Annotated in this window: 13 protein-coding genes; 5 read left to right on the forward strand and 8 right to left on the reverse strand. The window is 74.1% G+C overall.

Annotated elements, in window-relative coordinates; genetic code table 11:
- Positions 1-10 precede the first annotated feature (10 nt).
- Together ptsP and BDZ31_RS18120 are read left to right on the forward strand one after the other, a co-directional pair.
- Positions 11-3187: a phosphoenolpyruvate--protein phosphotransferase gene (gene ptsP / locus BDZ31_RS18115; protein ID WP_183343772.1), complete on the forward strand. Its 3177-nt coding sequence runs from the start codon at positions 11-13 to the stop codon at positions 3185-3187.
- Between the two features lie 28 nt (positions 3188-3215).
- Positions 3216-3509, forward strand: coding sequence for a HesB/IscA family protein (locus BDZ31_RS18120; protein WP_183343773.1), 294 nt, complete (start codon positions 3216-3218; stop codon positions 3507-3509).
- 26 nt (positions 3510-3535) lie between these two features.
- Here BDZ31_RS18120 and BDZ31_RS18125 read toward each other — a convergent pair whose 3' ends face one another.
- The 4 genes from BDZ31_RS18125 to BDZ31_RS18140 all read right to left on the reverse strand — a co-directional run bounded on the left by BDZ31_RS18125 (position 3536) and on the right by BDZ31_RS18140 (position 6764).
- Positions 3536-4297 carry a TSUP family transporter gene (locus BDZ31_RS18125; protein ID WP_183343774.1) on the reverse strand — a complete coding sequence of 254 codons (762 nt, stop codon included), beginning with the start codon at positions 4295-4297 and terminating at the stop codon, positions 3536-3538.
- Positions 4298-4337: 40 nt separating this feature from the next.
- Positions 4338-4652 carry a co-chaperone GroES gene (locus BDZ31_RS18130; protein WP_183343775.1) on the reverse strand — a complete coding sequence of 105 codons (315 nt, stop codon included), beginning with the start codon at positions 4650-4652 and terminating at the stop codon, positions 4338-4340.
- Between the two features lie 156 nt (positions 4653-4808).
- A complete protein-coding gene (locus tag BDZ31_RS18135) occupies positions 4809-6068 on the reverse strand; it encodes a S1C family serine protease (protein WP_183343776.1) in 1260 nt (419 codons plus the stop codon).
- Positions 6069-6182: 114 nt separating this feature from the next.
- Positions 6183-6764 (reverse strand): alpha/beta hydrolase, encoded by a 582-nt coding sequence (locus BDZ31_RS18140; protein ID WP_183343777.1) that lies wholly within the window; start codon positions 6762-6764, stop codon positions 6183-6185.
- Positions 6765-6871: 107 nt separating this feature from the next.
- Between BDZ31_RS18140 and BDZ31_RS18145 the strand changes: the two genes are divergently transcribed.
- Positions 6872-7573 carry a sulfotransferase family protein gene (locus BDZ31_RS18145; protein ID WP_183343778.1) on the forward strand — a complete coding sequence of 234 codons (702 nt, stop codon included), beginning with the start codon at positions 6872-6874 and terminating at the stop codon, positions 7571-7573.
- An 86-nt stretch (positions 7574-7659) separates the two neighbouring features.
- On the opposite strand, the gene BDZ31_RS18150 is transcribed toward BDZ31_RS18145, so the two are convergent.
- Positions 7660-8775: a DUF1963 domain-containing protein gene (locus BDZ31_RS18150; RefSeq protein WP_183343779.1), complete on the reverse strand. Its 1116-nt coding sequence runs from the start codon at positions 8773-8775 to the stop codon at positions 7660-7662.
- Positions 8776-9037: 262 nt separating this feature from the next.
- Between BDZ31_RS18150 and BDZ31_RS18155 the strand changes: the two genes are divergently transcribed.
- Both BDZ31_RS18155 and BDZ31_RS18160 read left to right on the forward strand, forming a co-directional pair.
- A complete protein-coding gene (locus tag BDZ31_RS18155) occupies positions 9038-9421 on the forward strand; it encodes an NYN domain-containing protein (protein ID WP_183343780.1) in 384 nt (127 codons plus the stop codon).
- Positions 9418-10545, forward strand: coding sequence for a hypothetical protein (locus BDZ31_RS18160; protein WP_183343781.1), 1128 nt, complete (start codon positions 9418-9420; stop codon positions 10543-10545). The genes BDZ31_RS18155 and BDZ31_RS18160 overlap by 4 nt, the downstream gene beginning before the upstream one ends.
- 138 nt (positions 10546-10683) lie before the next feature.
- Here BDZ31_RS18160 and BDZ31_RS18165 read toward each other — a convergent pair whose 3' ends face one another.
- From BDZ31_RS18165 to BDZ31_RS18175, 3 genes are all read right to left on the reverse strand, one after another.
- Positions 10684-11940 carry a ParB/RepB/Spo0J family partition protein gene (locus tag BDZ31_RS18165; RefSeq protein ID WP_183343782.1) on the reverse strand — a complete coding sequence of 419 codons (1257 nt, stop codon included), beginning with the start codon at positions 11938-11940 and terminating at the stop codon, positions 10684-10686.
- 61 nt (positions 11941-12001) lie between these two features.
- Complete coding sequence (locus tag BDZ31_RS18170; protein ID WP_183343783.1) at positions 12002-15355, reverse strand: HtaA domain-containing protein; 3354 nt, start codon at positions 15353-15355, stop codon at positions 12002-12004.
- Between the two features lie 377 nt (positions 15356-15732).
- Positions 15733-17064: an RNA-directed DNA polymerase gene (locus BDZ31_RS18175; protein ID WP_246345480.1), complete on the reverse strand. Its 1332-nt coding sequence runs from the start codon at positions 17062-17064 to the stop codon at positions 15733-15735.
- Positions 17065-17352: the final 288 nt, after the last annotated feature.

Here is a 17352-nt window from a genome sequence, read left to right on the forward strand (position 1 = left end):
CGGTGAGCTGATGGTCGGCATCGTCGTCGTCTCCCACTCCGCGCGGCTGGCCGAGGGCGTCGTCGAGCTGGCACGCGAGATGGCCGCCGACGTGCGGTTGGAGCCGGCCGGCGGGCTGGAGCCGCCGTCCGCGGGCGAGCCGGCGCCGCTCGGCACCGATGCGGCGCGGGTGATGGCGGCCGTCGAGGCTGCCGACGACGGCTCCGGCGACGGCGTCGTCGTGCTGATGGACCTCGGCTCGGCGGTCCTCAGCGCCGAGATGGCGGTCGAGCTGCTGGAGCCCGAGGCCGGCGAGCGGGTCCGCCTCTGCCCCGCGCCGCTCGCCGAGGGCGCCGTCGCCGCCGCGGTCTCCGCCCAGGCCGGCGGATCGGCCGACGACGTCTGCGCCGAGGCCTCCGCCGGGCTGGCCGGAAAACAGTCCCACCTTGGCGCTCCCGAGCCCGCCGACGGGGAGCTGCGTCAATCTGCCTACCGCAGCGGTAGGCAGATTGACGCAGATCGCGGCGCGGCGCTGGATGAGCGGTTCGCCGTGACCGTCTCGCAGGGGCTGCACGCGCGACCGGCTGCGCAGTTCGTGCGCGCCGCCGCGGCGGCCGATGCGCAGATCGAGGTGGAGAACGCGACGACCGGCGCCGGCCCCGCCCCCGCCACCTCGCTCAACGGCATCGCCACCCTCGGCGTCCGCGAGGGCCACGAGATCGTCGTCCGCGCCCACGGCCCCGAGGCGCAACAGGCGATCGACGCGCTCCGCCGCGTCGCGACCGGCGGCGCCGCGGCGCCCACCGCCCCGGCACCCGGCCCCGCGGCGCCCAAGGCGGGAGCGCCGAGCGGCGGTGCGGGCGAGGGCGCGGCACCCGGAGCCGCGACGTCCGCCGCCTCGGCACCCGGCCCCGCGGCGCCCGAGGCGGGAGCGCCGAGCGGCGCGCTGGGCGCGCCGTCCTCTCCCCAGCCGCCGTTCGCCGAGGGAGCGCCACCCGCCGAGCCGACAGCAGCAACCGGAAGCGGCGAGGCCGAGGGAGCGCCACCCGCCGAGCCGACAGCCGCAACCGGAAGCGGCGAGGCCGAGGGAGCGCCACCCGCCGAGCCGACAGCCGCGGCCGGGAGCGGCGACGCCGAGGGCGCCGCCCCGCCGCGCGGCCCCGAGCCCGCCACCCTTGGCCGTCACGCCGCCCCGCCCGCGCGCCCCCTCCCGCCGGGCGCTCCCGCGGGCGCCCTCGCCGGGATCCCTTCCTCGCCCGGGATCGCGATCGCGCCGCTGCGGCGGCTCGGCGCCGCGGGGCCGGCGGAGGCCGAGCCGCCGATCGCGGAGGAGCCTGCGGGCGGCCCCGACGAGGAGTGGGCGGCGCTCGAGCGGGCGCGCTCGGCCGTCCGCGCCGACGTCGAGGCGCGCCGCGAGCGGCTCGCCGCGCAGGTCGGCGCCGAGGAGGCCGAGATCCTCGACGCGCTCGCGCTGATGCTCGACGACGACGCGCTGCTCGGCCCGGCGCGAGCTGCCATCGACGAGCGATCGGCGAGCGCCGCCCGCGCCTGGGCCGACGCCGTCGAGGCGGTCGCCGCCCGCTACCGCGCGCTGGAGGACCCGTACCAGCGCGAGCGCGCCGGCGACCTCGCAGACCTCGGCCGCCGCGTCCTCGCCGCGCTCGCCCGCGAGCGGGCCGGCGGCGGCCAGGGCTCCGGCGCGACCGGCGGCGCAGCCGGCGCAAGCGGCACGGGCGGCCCCGCCGGCGGCGCAGCCGGCGCAAGCGGCACGGGCGGCCCCGCCAGCGGCGCAGCCGGCGCCAGCGGCGCAGCCGGCGCAAGCGGCACGGGCGGCCCCGCCGGCGGCGCAGCCGGCGCAAGCGGCGCAGCCGGCGCAAGCGGCACGGGCGGACCCGCCAGCGCGGCGTCCGGCGCCAGCGACGCAGCCGCCGCCGGCGACCGCCCCGGCCCCGCCATCCTCCTCGCGCGCGAGCTGACGCCGCTCGACGCGGCGGCGATCGATCCGGCGGAGGTGAAGGGGATCGCGACGGCGCTCGGCGGGCCGACCTCGCACGGCGCGATCCTCGCGCGTGCGCTCGGGGTACCGGCGGTCGTCGGGGTCGGCGAGCCGCTGCTCGACCTTCCCGACGGCTCGCGCGCGATCCTCGACGGCGCCGCCGGGCTGCTCGTGCCGGACCCGGCGCCCGAGCTCGAGCGCGCCTACCGCGAGCGCGCCGCGCGCGAGGCGGCCGCCGCCGAGCAGGCCCGCGCCGCCGCCGACCAGCCGGCGTTCACGCGCGACGAGACGCGGATCGAGGTCGCCGCCAACGCCGCCGACGCCGACGACGCGGCCGCCGCGGTCGCGGCCGGCGCCGACGGCATCGGGCTGCTGCGGACCGAGTTCGCCTTCCTCGGCCGCCCCGCGATGCCCGACGAGGACGAGCAGACGGCGCTGTACGAGGCCGCCGCGACCGCCCTTGGAGGCCGACCGCTGGTGATCCGCACGCTCGACGCCGGCGCCGACAAGCCGCTCCCCTACCTGGCGATGCCCGCGGAGGAGAACCCCTTCCTCGGCGTCCGCGGCCTGCGCCTCGGCCTCGCCCGGCGGGAGCTGCTGCGCACGCAGCTGCGCGCGATCGTGCGCACGGCGACGGCGCACGAGAACATCAAGGTGATGTTCCCGATGGTCGCGACCGTCGACGAGGTGCGCACCGCGCGCAGGATGGTCGACGAGGCATGCGCCCACGTCGGCGGCACCCCGCGCGACGGCTTCGAGGTCGGGATCATGGTCGAGGTGCCGGCGGCGGCGCTGCTGTCGGTCCAGCTCGCCCACGTCGTCGACTTCTTCTCGCTCGGGACCAACGACCTGACGCAGTACACGCTCGCCGCCGAGCGCGGCAACGCGGCGCTCGCGCAGCTCGCCGACGGCCTCCACCCCGCGCTCCTGCGGCTCGTCCACGAGGTCTGCCACGCCGCCCGCGCCAACGGCCGCTGGGTCGGCGTCTGCGGCGAGCTGGCCGCCGACCCGGTCGCCGTCCCGCTGCTGGTCGGCCTCGGCGTGCGCGAGCTGAGCGTCGCCGCGCCGTCGGTCGCGGCCGTCAAGGCGGCGGTGCGGCAGCTCGACCTCGAGGACGCCGCGGCGCTCGCCCACGCGGCGCTGGCGGCCGACTCGGCCGCCGCCGTGCGCGACCTGGTGGTTTCCGATCGCGACCTGCCGGGCAACGCCTGAGGACGCCAACGACCGGAAGGAGCACCCTGTGCTCACCATCACCGAGACCGCGGCCGAGGCGATCCGAGGCATCGTCGCAGCGCCAGAGATCCCCGACGGAGCCGGCATCCGCATCGCGACCAAGCCGGGCGCGGAGCAGAGCGGCATGCTGGAGGTCAGCGTCGCCGACGTGCCAGCGGAGTCCGACCAGGTGCTCGACGAGCACGGCGCGCGCGTCTTCGTCGACGAGCATGCGGTCGCGCTGCTCGACGACAAGCTGCTCGACGCGCAGATCGACGGTCAGCGCGTCGGCTTCTCAATCGCCGAGCAACCGCCGCTGTAGACGGGCGGACGGCGCCGGCGCGACCGTCAGCGCCCCAGCAGCTGGGCGATCGCGACGAGGCCGACGCAGACGATCACCGCTCGCAGCGCGTTCGGCGGCAGGCGGCGACCGACCTTGGCGCCGACCTGCCCGCCCACGGCCGAGCCGACGGCGATCAGCGCGACCGCCTCCCAGGCGACGTCCGCGACGAACAGGAAGATCAGCCCGGCGACGATGTTGACGATCGTCGCCAGCACGTTCTTGAGCGCGTTGACGCGCTGCAGGTCGTCGTCGAGCGCGACGCCGAAGATCGCGAGCAGCAGGATCCCCTGGGCGGCGCCGAAGTAGCCGCCGTAGACGCCGGTCAGGTAGCCGAGCGCACGCGTCGCCGGGCCGCCCTCGCGCGGCGGCGCGTCGGCGTCGCGGCGGTCGGCGAGCCGGCGGCTCAGCCACGGCTGGAGGACGACCAGCACGAGCGCGATCGCGACCATCACCGGGACGATCGCGTCGAACGCCTCGGACGGAAGCACGAACAGCAGCGCCGCGCCGGTCGCGGCGCCGAGGAACGAGAAGGTCCCGTAGCGGACGATCCGCGCCCGCTGGCCGGCCAGCTCGCGGCGGTAGCCCCACGTGCCCGACAGCGAGCCGGGCACGAGCCCGAGCGCGTTGGAGACGTTGGCGGTGATCGGCGAGTAGCCGACGCCGAGCAGCACCGGGAAGGTGATCAGCGTGCCGCTGCCGACGACCGTGTTGATCGTCCCCGCGCCGACGCCGGCCGCCAGCACCAGCAGCGCCTCGAGCAGGGTCACGGCCCTCGGCCTCCGGCCGCCTCCCGCTCGACCGCCGCGCTCACTCCGGCACGTGGACCGGCTCGAGCACGCCGAGCAGCTCGCCGACGCGGCAGACGAGCAGGCGCTCCTCGTCGACCTCGACCCACGCGCCCGCGGAGGCCGGGAAGACGACGTGGTCGCCCGGTCTGACAGGCATCGTCACGCCGACGTGCTGCCACCAGTCGAGCCCGGCGCCGACGGCGAGCACGATCCCGTGCTGCGGCGGCGGCTCATGCGTTCCTGCCGGGACGACCAGTCCCGACTCGCGGACGCGGTCGGGCTCCAGTTCCTTGATGACGACGCGGTCGAAGAGAGGGCGAAGCTGGTTGCGCACGGCGGCAAAGGATACGAGCCGCCGCCGTGCGGCGGCGGCTCGCGCTCTCCTCCCAGGGGTGCGCGCCCGACAGAGGGGGGCTGTCGGGCGCGCGGGTCCCACTCCGTCCGGCACGGGGGGTTGCGAGCGGCCGGAGCGGGAAGCTTGTCGCGCGGGCTACGGGATCAGCTGCTCCAGCAGGTCGCGCGGGTCGATCTGCTGCTGGCCGCCCTGGCCCTGCCCGGGGTCGGCCTGCTGGCCGCCGCCCTGGCCGTACGGGTCGCTCTGCTGGCCGTGGGGGTCGGCCTGGCCGAAGGGATCGGCCGGCATCTGCGGGTCGCCCTGCTGCTGCGGCTGGGCGCCGGCGGTCGCCGTCGAGGCGGGCTGCTCGCCGAGCGTCACGGTCAGCTTCTGCTCGGCGCCGCCGCGGCGGACGGTCAGCTCGACCGAGTCGCCGACCTGCTTGGCGTTGACGAGGCTCGAGAGCGCGTCGGGCGAGCCGACCGCGTGGCCGTCGAAGGCGACGATCACGTCACCGGCGCGCAGTCCGGCGTCGGCCGCGGGACCGCCCGGGGTGACGGCGCCGACCAGCGCGCCGCTGCCGCTCTCGGTCGCGCCCATCTGGACGCCGAGGTAGGCGTGCTTGACCGAGCCGTGCTCGCGCAGCTGCTCGACGACGTTTCTGACCGTGTTCGACGGCGCCGCGAAGCCGATGCCGACGTTGCCCTCGCTGGTGCTGGAGCCGGTCAGGATCTGCGAGTTGACGCCGATCACCTTCCCCTGCGCGTCGAGCAACGGGCCGCCGGAGTTGCCGGGGTTGATCGGCGCGTCGGTCTGCACGACGCCGTCGATCGAGAAGCCGTTGGGAGCGGTGATGTGGCGGTCGAGCGCCGACACGACGCCGGTCGTGAGCGTGCGGTCGAGGCCGAACGGGTTGCCGATCGCGAAGGTCGCGTCGCCGACCTCGAGCTTGGAGGAGTCGCCGAGCTGGAGCGGCTTCAGGTCGCCGGCGCCGTCGACCTTCAGCAGCGCGATGTCGGTCGACTCGTCGGTGCCGACGACCTCTGCCTGCTGCGTCTTGCGGTCGCCGATCTTGACGCTGACGGTCGAGGCGCCGCCGACGACGTGGGCGTTGGTGACGATGTAGCCGTCTCTGGAGACGACGAAGCCCGACCCGGTCGCCTCGCCCGACTGTCCCTGCTCGGTGACGTGGGCGGAGATGAAGACGACGGAGTCCTTGGCGAGGTCGTAGACCTGCTTCGCGCTGAGACCGCCCGAGCTGTCGGCGACGCTGACCTGCTGGGGCTGCGTCTGTGCCGGCTCGAGGACGGTCCTGGTGGAGCCGCCGTCGCCGGTGACGCCGACGACCGCAGCGCCGCCCGCGGCGCCGAGGACGGCTGCCGCGGCGAGGGTGACGATGGCTCTCGGTGTTCTCATGACGATCAGGATGGAGCGCCACCCTGAGCCGTCACTGAAAGAAATCGAAGCGGTCGCTAAAGGGTCCTAAGAGGAAGCTGAACGAGGGCGTGCGCCGCGGCCGGCGGCCGCGCCTCAGCGCAGCCAGCCGCCGCCGAGGAAGCGCTCGACCTGCTTGGTCACCTTCCTCAGCGACGCGATCGAGGCGAGCGGATCGCCGGGACGCTGGAGGCTGTGGTCGTGCTCGGGCAGCTCGAGCTGTGAGATCAGCGCGCTGGAGGGGACGGCGTCCGGCTGCCAGGTCGGGTCGGCGGTGCCTCCGACGATCAGCAGCGGACGGGTCGCGCGCGCGAGCGCCGCGCGCACGTTCGGCCGGTCGAGCAGCGGCGTCAGCCAGATCGCCGGCAGCTCTCGGTCGGCGGCGAGGTCGGCGACGTCGCTCGCGAGCGACTTGCCGATCACGACGGTCGTCGGCGCCGGCTGGTGGTCGAGCGCGCGCAGCGCGCGGTCGCGGACCCACGCGAACGGGTCCTCGCCGGTCGGCGGCTCGTCGAGCACCTCCAGCACGCCGAAGCCCTTCGCCAGCGCCACCTCGCGGGCGAACCACAGCAACGGCCCCCGCGTCGGGTAGCGTGCGCCCGGCAGGATCACCACGCGGCGCTCGGCCTCGGGCCGGTGGAACGCGACGGGAAAGGCTGCGGGCTCGCGGGTCGCCACGAGTCGAGAGCCTAGTGCAGCCCGGCGCGTTCGACGGCGGGGCCGCAACCCCCGACCGACTGCGCGGTTGTGGTGGTCGACTCCCAAACCCCCGAGAAGGAGCCTGGATGAAGATCATCGGCGCCGGACTGCCGCGGACCGCGACGACGACGCAGTGGATCGCCCTCAGAATGCTGGGCCTGCCGACCTACCACATGAAGGACATGATGGCCGACCTCAGAAGAGGGGTCGACGTCTGGCGTCGGGCCTACCTCGGCGAGCAGCCGTGGGACGAGGTCTTCGAGGGCTTCGAGGCGACCGTCGACTGGCCCGCCGCGTACCACTGGCGCGAGCTGATGGACCACTACCCGGACGCGAAGATCCTGCTGTCGGTCCGCGACGGCGACGCATGGGCGAAGTCGATGAACGACACGATCGTCCAGATCTACTTCGGCAACTCGTTCATGCGCAGCATGTGCCTGGCGCGCTACCGCATCGATCCCGACTGGGCGGCGTGGATGGACCTCAACATCGACACGTTCTGGAAGGGCCCGCGCGGCACGCTCGCGAACACGTTCGGCGAGCGCGAGCCGCTGATCGAGGCGATGGAGCGCTGGAACGACGAGGTCAAGTCGACCGTCCCGGCCGACCGCCTGATCGTCTGGAACCCGAAGGACGGCTGGGAGCCGATCTGCGAGGCGCTCGGCGTCCCGGTCCCCGACGAGCCGCTGCCGCACGCCTTCGACACCGAGGTCTTCAAGAGCTCGATCACCGGCGGCGCGATCCAGGCCGTCAGCGAGTACTGGAAGAAGGCCCACCCCGAGGGCTGACCTCCTCTGCGCCGCACGGCACCCGCAGCCCCGCGGGTGTCCCGGCGCGGCCCCCTCCGACCGCCCGCGCGACGCGGTGCGGCGGCTCAGCGCGCGAGCGCGCGAACCGACGTGAGGACGCCGGCGTTCAGCTCGTCCTCGACGCCCCAGACGTAGAGGCGCTCGCGGCCGCGGCCGAACTCCCAGCCGAGCTGGTCGTCGACGGTCAGCTGCAGCAGCAGCCGCCACCGCTCGGGCGCGCGTCCGAGCCGTCTCGCCTCCGGATGGGCCGACGGGGCGCCGTAGCCGACGTCGATCCCGCGCGCGGCCAGCTCGAGCGCGATCGGCATGTCGCCGCGCGACTCCTCCGCATGGCCGAGCAGCCGGTGCAGCGAGCGCAGCGGCGCCCCGGCCTCCCACGCCTCGACGCCCTGCAGCTCGGCGAGGTCGCGGCGAGCGCCCTCCCACGCCTGCTGCTGGGCGTCGTCGAGCCCGAGCCGCTGGACGGGCTCGCTCCAGACGCGCGGCAGCATCGCCTCGGAGGTGAGCGACATCGCCCGCGCCTCGGCCGGCTGGCAGGCGCCGACCGGCTCCGGCGCGCGCTCGGGGACCTGCTCGGCGGGGACCCACATCAGATGGGTGCTCTCGCGGTCGAGCGGGCTCGTCCCCGACGGCGTGCGGTCGAGCGCGGAGAAGAGCAGCAGCAGGCCGTCGGCGGGCAGCAGCGGATCGATGCCGGCGGCGTGCGCCTCGGCGAGGTCGATCTGCGCGAGGAAGGTCAGCGGCTCGGCGTCCCAGTTGGGCCAGACCGCGCCGGCGGGCAGGTCGGGGGCGCCGCCGAAGCGGGAGCGGGCGCCGGGCGGCGGGGCGCCCTCGCCGGGGGCGATCCGGACCCCGCGGCGCGCGAGCGCGACCGCGGCCTCGACGTGCAGGATCAGGCCGGCGTCGGCGGCGACGCGCATCAGGTCGTCGTCGTCGCACGGTCTGGCGACCGGGACGGCCGGCAGCGGCGCGGGCCGCTCCTCGCCGGCGAGATCGTCGTCGTGCTCGAGGTCGTCGACCGCTCTGAGGTCGACTGCGTCGTCGGCGGGATCGTCCGCCGGCATCGCGTCGCGGGCCGCTCTCGCGGCCCGCTCGAACGGGATCACGACGGCGTCGACCTGTCTCGCCCCGTGCGAGAGGCCCTTGCCGAGCATCGACTTGAAGAACCCGCGGCGGTCCACGTCCAGCAGCCTAGATGGTCGCGGCCGGCGACCGCCGTTCGGTGCCGGCGGAGTGCCGCGGCGGCCGCACGTGATGCAGCTCACACACGTTCGGGTCGGCAGGGCCCATCATGGTTCTCGCCTGATCGATGGAACGCCGCTCCGGCGCAGCAGCACAGAGACTTCCTCCACCGATCACAGCATCACCTCACATAGACACATCTCTCTCCTCCCGGAATCGGCCCGCCTCGGCGGGCCGTTTCCATTTAACGTCCGGTTCGCGATGCACTGGCTCGTCGACGGCATGAACGTGATCGGCACCCGCCCCGACGCCTGGTGGCGCGACCGCCACGGCGCGATGGTGCGGCTGGTCGACCTGCTGGAGCGGTGGTCGGTCGAGTCGGGCGAGGACGTCACCGTCGTCTTCGAGAAGCCGCCGTCGCCGCCGATCCGCTCGACCGTCGTCGACGTCGCCCACGCGCCGAGAGCGAAGGCCGACGCGGCCGACGACGAGATCGTCCGGCGGCTGAAGGCGATGGCGCCGGGCGCGCGCGCCGCGACCTGGGTCGCCACCTCCGACCGCTGGCTCGCCGACCAGGCCCACGCGCTCGGCTGCGCCGTCGAGTCCTCCGCCGCCTTCCGCCGCCGGATCGAGGGGGGCTGGTGAGCGGCGGGGGCGGGAGCGGCGGCGGCGCGCGCGAGAGCGGCCGCGCGGGCGAGAGCGGCCGCGCGGGCGAGAGCGGCCGCGCGGGCGAGAGCGGCCGCGCGGGCGAGAGCGGCCGCGCGGGCGAGAGCGGCGGCGCGGGCGAGAGCGGCGGCGCGGGCCGGAGCGGCGCGCGCGAGAGCGGCCGCGCGGATGTAGTCGGCGGCAGCGGCGGCGCGCTGGAGCTGCGGGGCGCGGGCGACGTGCTGCTCGACGAGCCGCTGGCGCTGACCGCGCGGGGCGCCGGGGGCGAGCCGGTGACCTGGCAGGCGCGGCTGCGCGACGACGACGGGCGCGTCTGGCGGGCGACCGCAGACCGTCCCGAGGCGCTCGCGACCGCATGGACGCCCGCGAAGGCGACGACCGGCGACGTCGCGGCGCTGCGCTCGCTGCGCCCGGTCGCGCTGGAGCTGCGTGCCGAGACCGTCGACGGCCGCGCCGCGGCGCGCACGTTCAGACGCCGCCTGCTCGCCGACGGCGTGAGAGTCCGCCGCTGGCGCGACGGCGCGCCCGGCACGCTGCTGCTGCCCGTCCGCGAGCGCCCCTGTGCCGCGCTCGTCCTCCCCGCCGCACCGCCGCACGCCGCCCCGGCGCCCTCGCCGCACGGCGCGCCGGCCGGCGCAGCCGCCACCGCACCGCCGCACACTGCCCCAGCGCCCCAGACGGCCTCGCCGCACGGCGCGCCGGCCGCGCCCCAGACGCCTTCGCCGCACGGCGCGCCGGCCGCGCCCAAGACGCCTTCGCCGCGCGGCGCGCCGGCCGCGCCCCAGACGGCCTCGCCGCACGGCGCGCCGGCCGCGCCCAAGACGCCTTCGCCGCACGGCGCGCCGGTCGCGCCGGAGGCGGCGGTGCTGCCGGCGGCAGCGCTGCTCGCGTCGCGCGGCGTGCTCGTCTTCGTCGCCGACGGGCCAGCCGCGGATGCGCTCGAGCTGCTCGCCGCCGTCCCCGCGGCGAGACGCGCCGAGCGGCCGGCTCACCTGCGGGCCGCCGTCCCGCTGCCGCCGGGCCTCCCGACGCGCCTCGGGCCGGCCGACGCCGCCGCCTGGGCCGCCCTCCTCGCCGAGCTGGGCGCCGACGCGCGCAGCTGATGCCGCGGTCGGCCCGAGCAGCCGGCCCGGCGGGAGGAGTGGCGATCTGGGGGTGTATCTCACCCCCAGAACGCCGCTCCTTCGGCCGCGCACGCCGGGGCGGCGGCTCAGTACGGCCACGCACGCTCCGGCGGCGGCTCAGGCCGGCTGCAGCAGGTGGCGCAGCTCGCGCGGCGGGTTGTCGTCCTCGGCGAGCAGGGCGCCGGCGAGCGTCCGCAGCGCGGCGGTCCGCTCGTACGGGCGCAGCGTGAAGGCGTACTGGAAGGTCTCGCCCTCCCTGTCGGTGATCCCGAGCGCCTCCCGGTGGGCCGGCGCGACGTCGCGCAGGAGCCGGCCGAGCAGGTAGGCGTCGAGCGCGACGGCGCGGATCTCCGGGTCGATCTCGTCGGCCGGGTCGCCGGACGCGGAACCGATCCCCTCCGCCCCGCCCGGTCCCGCGAGGCCGGCCGCCGCGCCCGAGGCGACGTTCGCGCTGAACGACGGACCCTCCGACGAGGACGCCGACGAGCCGCCCGACTCCCACTCGCGCTGGTCGGCGTCGGCGTCGCGCCCGCCGCCGTGCTCGGCCGCCCGTCTCGCCTCCCACCGCGCTCTGTCCAGCTCAGAGGAGAGCTGGTCGTAGTTCTCCGGCTTGGGCGGCACGTAGCCGACCGCTCTTCTCAGCTCGCCGGTCGTGATCTCGCCGTCGGCGGCCTTCTGCGCCAGCTCGACCGCCTCGGCCTCGTCGACGCGGCCGGTCGAGACCGCCCGCCGGACCATGTCGGCGGCGGTAAAGGCGAGGTCGCCGGCCTCGACGCGCTCGGCGACCGCCGGCAGCTCGAGCAGCTTCAGCGCGCTCAGCGTCCACTTCGCCGGGGCGCCGGTGATGCGCGACACCTCGGCGGCGGTCAGCGTCGGGTCCTCGATCATGATCTGCCGTACGGCGCGCGCGAACATGATCGGCTCGGGCTTTCTCTGGTGGAAATTCTCCGCGAACTGGAGCGTCAGCGCCTCGCGTCGGCTCATCCCCTCGCGCACGTCGAGCTCCCACTCGCGCGGCTCCCCGAGCGCCTCGTCGACAAGCCTCATCGCCGCGACGCGGCGGTGGCCGGAGACGACCTCGTACGGCTCCGCCGCGTCGCCGGTCTCGCGCACCAGCGGCGGGTGCAGCAGCCCGGTCTCGATCAGCGAGACGGCCAGCTCGTAGACCTCCGGCAGCGGGCCCTCGCGCATGTTGGTCGCGGTCCGAACCTGCGCGAGCGACGCGGTCACGCGCCGCCGCGGCTTGTTCGCGGTGTCCGCCAGCGGCGGTCTGCGCAGGTCCTCGACGACCTCCCGGTGCCGCGCCGCGGCCGCCTCCTGGCGCAGCTGCGCGACGGCCTCTTCTGTTCTCTGGAGCGAATCGACGTCTGACATCGCCCACCACGATGCAGGGCGGGCCGGACGGCGCGGCGTCCGGCCCGCTTTCGCGACGCCGCTACCTGCGCGCCGCCTTCCGCTTCGCGATCTTCTTCGCCGCGATCGTCGCCTTCACCGTGCGCGTCGTCCGCTTGCCGCCGGTGACGACCGTCGTCTTCACGCGCACGGTCGCCTTGCGGCCGCGCAGCCGCTGCACCGCCCGCTTCGACAGTCTCACCCGCACCGTCGCGCGCTTGCCGGCCTTGATCGTCTTCGGAGCGACGACGGCGAGCTTGAAGCGCTTGCCGCCGATCCGCGCGACGACCGACTTCGGCGTCGTCACGCGGCAGGCGCCGCCGGCCGGGCAGACGATCGTGGCGACGGCCGCCCGCCGCTTGGCGCCAACCCGCCGCACGCCCCTGACCGCCGTCACGCGCGCGGCGGCGGCCGGTCTCGCGACCGGCGGGGCGGGCGTCGGCGGCTCCTCGTGCGGCGGAGCCGGCGTCGGCGGCTCGACGGTCTTCGGCGTGCCGTAGACGAGCGACAGCGAGAGCGCGTCGAGCGGCTCGCCGGCGTGGTAGCTGCCGAAGACCGGGGCGCCGTCGGCGGTCAGCACCGCGGGGAGGCTGCTCCACGCGGCGCCGTCGGCGGTCGGCACGAGCGAGCTGCCGGCGGCGTCGAGCCGCGCCAGCGCGACGCCGAGGCGCGTGACCGAGGTCGGGTTCTCCATCGTCGCGCCGACGACATCGGCGTAGAGGGTGCCGACCTCGCCCTCGACGACCACCCGCAGGTTCGAGAAGGTGGTGTCGAGCTGCGGCGTCGTGCTGCCGGGCACGTGGTAGTCGTGGCCCCAGAAGCGCACGGCGCCGCCGAGCGTCACCTCGAGCCGTCCGCTCGCCGGGTCGTACACTCCGCCCTGGACCGGGAAGCGCAGCGACTCCGAGCCGGCCTCGCGGCCGCGGCAGAGATCGCCGCTCGCGAGCGTGCCGGGGATCTGCGTCGCCCCGCCCGAGACCTCGATCCCGCCGCGCGAGATGTTGCCGACGACGTAGCAGCGCCAGCGGTTGGAGACGCCCCAGTCGACGTGGCCGCCGCCGAACGTGACGGCCGTCGTGATCGCGCGGTGGACCGAGAGCGTCACGGCGCGCGAGAAACGCACGCCGGCGGCGTTCTCCAGCTTCGCGCGGAAGCGCGCGCCGGACATCGCGACGTTCGGGTCGACGACGGTCAGGAAGCCGCCGTCGACGTCGAAGTCGCCGGAACGCGCGTCGACCTCGCGCCAGAAGCCGTCGATCTGCTGCTGCCACGTGACGGTCGGCGCCGGGTTGCCGAGCGGCATCACCTTCAGCTGCGCGGGGGTGCCGGCGACGACGGCGACGTCGTCGGGCTCGACCGAGACCTGCGGCGGGGTGTGGACTTCGAACGCGACGCGCGCGGAGGCGACCTCGCCGCCGGCGTTGGAGGCGATCGCGCGGAACTGGCGGCCGTTGTCGCCGGCGCCGGCCGCGAACGTCAGCGTCGCGGTCGCCGCGCCGGAGACGCCGTCGCCGTCGGCGAGATCGCTCCATCTCGACTGGCCCGGCGCGCGCGTCTGCCAGCGCAGCGCGGGCGCGGGATCGCCGTCGACGACCGCCGAGATCGTCGCCGGCACGGGCTGGCCGGCTTCGCGCAGCACGGCCGGCTGCGCTCTCGGCTGGGTCGTGAAGCTCGGCGTGCGGCTGGCGTATGCGCGGGCGTAGAGGCCGGCGTCGGCGTTCGGCGAGCCGTCGTTGGCGACGCCCGCGACGCTGTGCACCAGTCTGCCGTCGGTCGTCGCGCCGACGAGGAAGTCGCTCCAGTAGCGCATCGGCCCGCTCGCGTGATGGCCGGCGAACGAGTGGGTGAGCACCCCGGCGTCGAAGCGCATGATCGCCTGGCGGTCGTGTCTGGCCAGGTAGAGCCGGTCGCGCGCCGCGTCGACCGCCGTGGTCCCGTAGATCGTCCCGGCGAGGGCGCCGGCGGCGGCGATGTCGACGGCGGGCGTCTCGGCGGCGAGCAGGCTGTTCCAGCGGATCGGCAGGAAGGTCAGCTCGCTGGCGCCGATCACGTAGAGGCCTCCGTTCGTCTTCGCGAGGGCGCGCGCGGTGGCGCCTCTCGCCTGCTGCAGCGGCTCGGCGATCACGACGCCGTCGACGACGTGCAGGCGGCGCAGCGGCCCGCCGTCGGCGTCGGCGGCGACGATGTACGACGACGACGTCGAGCCGTTCGGGATCGCCTCGAGGTCGACGAGCACCGGAAGCGGCAGACCGTTGCCGCCGCGAATCGGCCCGATGACCGAGTGGGTCCAGACGCCGCCCACCTGTCTGACCTCCCACAGCTGCTGCACGCCGCCGACGACGCGAGGCAGCAGGTAGCGTCTCCCGGCCGCGTCCCAGACGCCGCCGCCGACGTCGAAGCCGTTGGCGTGCGCGACCTCGGAGCCGGCGATCGGGCCGCCCGTCCACGCGCTCCCGTCCCAGGTGCGCACGACGATCGGGACGTTCGCGCCGGTGCCGGTCGAGAAGATCGTCGCGGTGGCCGGGTCGAAGGCGACCGACTGCGGCTCCGCGTCGGAGGAGGCGATCCGCGTCCCCGGCTTCACCGCGAAGGTCGCGGCGTCGACCAGCGCGAAGCCGGAGCTGTCCTGGCCGTAGATCGCGAGCCGCTCGCCGGCGGTGCGGCCCGGCTGCGTCCACTTGATCGTCGCGCCGGCCGTGCTCGCCAGCGGCGAGGTGGCGTAGGCGATCGTGCCGGGCGTCGCCCACGTCTCGCCGGCCGGCTTGCCGCCCGGGCCGTCGTAGGCGAACGTGACCGGGTCGATCACGGTGCCGACCGAGTAGGTGAAGACCGCGGCGCCCTCCTCCGCGACGGTCGCCGGCAGGCCGGCCCAGCGGGTCGTGCCGCCGTCGACCGCGGGCACGGCCTCCTCGACGTCGAGCTCGGCGACCTTCACCTGCGGGTAGTCGACGATCTCGCCGCCGGTGATCGGCCGGCTGGTCATCTTCGCGTACAGGAAGGCGCCGTCCTCGGTGATCTCGACGCGCGGATCGGCCATCGTCAGGTCGAGCTCGCACGGCCGCGTCGCGACGCCGCCCGCGCAGTGGCTGAGGAACTGCACGGTGCCGCCGAACTGGACGGTCGTGTTGCGCGTCACGTCGTCGTAGCTGCCGCCCCTGACGGGGAAGTGGAACGTGCCGTCGGGATTGCGCGTCGCGCCGGCGGAGACGCTCGTCCCCGCCTCGCCGATGTAGTTGCGCCACGACTCCTTCAGCCCCCAGTCGAGCCCGGCGCCGGAGGCGATCGGCGTCTGCGCGGCGCGCGCGCCGGACGCGCAGCTCGCGGCGAGCGCCAGCGCCGCGACGAGCACGGCAAGGGCGAGCGACCCTCTCCGAGAGGGCAGGTGCAGCGACGGCATGGGGCGGGTCTCCTTCGGTTGGCGAATGCGCTTGAGTCCGAGCGCAGACAGCAACCTAACACAACTGTTAGGGCAACCTAACTTAAGCTGTACGCTCGGTAGGCGACGCCGATCGCCGCTGCGACGCCCGCGTCGACGCCCGATAGAAGCGCACGTCGCCGGCGGTGCGCCGCAGTCGAAGGGCGCACTACAGCATCGTCCCCAAGATCAACAGCGACCTGTCGGACACGACCGCCCGCGAATACGGCGTCGTTGGAGATCGCCGACAGCGTCACCAGGGGAGACAGCCCCTCGTGGGCGGCGTGGCGATACACGACCCGCGGCATAACACGCTGTTGTCACACGCCAGGCCGCCTCCCATCGGAGGCGACGGCCACCTACAGCTTGCTCCATCTGATCGGCGAGCCGCGCAACAAATCGGCGATCTGCTTGAGACCCGGCGAAGCGCCGCCCCATCTGTCGTACGCATTGTCTCGAACCACCCTCGCCTTTTCCTGCAGTGCGACGAAGGCATACATCCGCCATCCCGGGTCCGAGGAGCGCAAGAACGCTTCCACAACCGATATGTCGTTGATCGCGCTGTGCTTACCCCAAGCAACAAGCGCCTTCGCACGGATGAGTGGGTTCGCATCGTTCAATGCAATGCCCCCAAGCACCGATGCGAGCGTTCTGCCGTCACCGCTCGGCAAAGAAAGAGCCCGGTTGCAGGTCGCAAGCTTCTCGAAGTCGCGACTGGATCGATCCGCGTGCAGGACCTCAGCGAACACGCTAGTAGCAGCTTCGCGGTTGGTTCTGGCCACCGCCGCGACGTATCGCATAGCAGTATCCACTATGTCTGGCACGCGCCGCAGAATGTCCGGGACGAAAACCACCGCCTGTGCGTCCCCAATCGCCTCCAGCTTTCGAAACACAAGGCCCATGTCTGCGCTGAACGCCGAGGGAAGGTCTTCGGCTTCGAGATCCGACATGAGCCGGTCGAACTCTTCGAGCGTGAGTTCGCGATCAATCTCGTCAGGATCAGGAAGGATCTCCTCCTCCTCATAGTCGCCCCACGTAATCGTAACGGTGCCGGCGTCCATTGCCGCTTGCTTCTTCTGCTCAAATCGCTCACGGGCAGGCTTGAGACGTCTGATCGCGGTCTCGGCACGGAGAATCCGAGTCTTCTCTCCATTCAGAGTCAGAGCCATGCCGTACAGATGCCGCTCAATGTGATCTTGCACCCGCCGAGCAGCACCAAACGAATCACAGATCGCCCACATATCGTCCATCCAACGAAAGAACGGAACAGACATGGATCCGAGAAGGCGATCGAGCGAGGCGAGATAGACGTTTCCAAGTGGGGATGACGGTCGAACCCCCTGCGGCAACCCCCGGATCCCCAGGTCCTGCCAACGCCCCAACATCTGCGCCAGATCCCCGACGACATCCGCGCGATCAGACACCTCCAACAGTTGGCTTTTCAGCGTTCCCGGTCGAATACCCAAAAAGTAGCCGCTAATGTCGGTCTGCAGAACGTACGCTTCGCCCGCCCTTTCAATAGCTTCGCTGACTCCAGCCCGGAACTCATCGTTACTTGCGTTACCTGCGAAGGCATCATCGTCGCTCGAAAGTGCTTGACGGTAGGCTCCCACGAACTCCCGAGGCGGCAGCGTCGTCTCGATCGCCGGCCCAAGGGCATCTACCAATGCCTGATACACGATCAGGTCCATCGGGTCCAAGCGAACGAAAGGGCGGAATGTGCCGCTCTTCTTCGAAGCGATCACAACAACGCCAGGTCTGACCTCGATGTGCGTTCGAATAGATGGCCCTGTATCTCCATGAAGGCGATCAAGGACCTCGAACGGGAGTCGGTCGGGAATGTCCATCCCCAGTCCTTGCGCCCACGTACGGACGCGGCGCCATGCCAGCGGGATATCCAGTGTCGAGAACGACCTCAGCTCCATGCGAGAACTATCACACAGAACGACCAACGGGCGATCGCGTCGACTTCAACGCTG

The sequence above is a fragment of the Conexibacter arvalis genome, from assembly GCF_014199525.1.
Taxonomy (GTDB): Bacteria; Actinomycetota; Thermoleophilia; order Solirubrobacterales; family Solirubrobacteraceae; genus Conexibacter; species Conexibacter arvalis.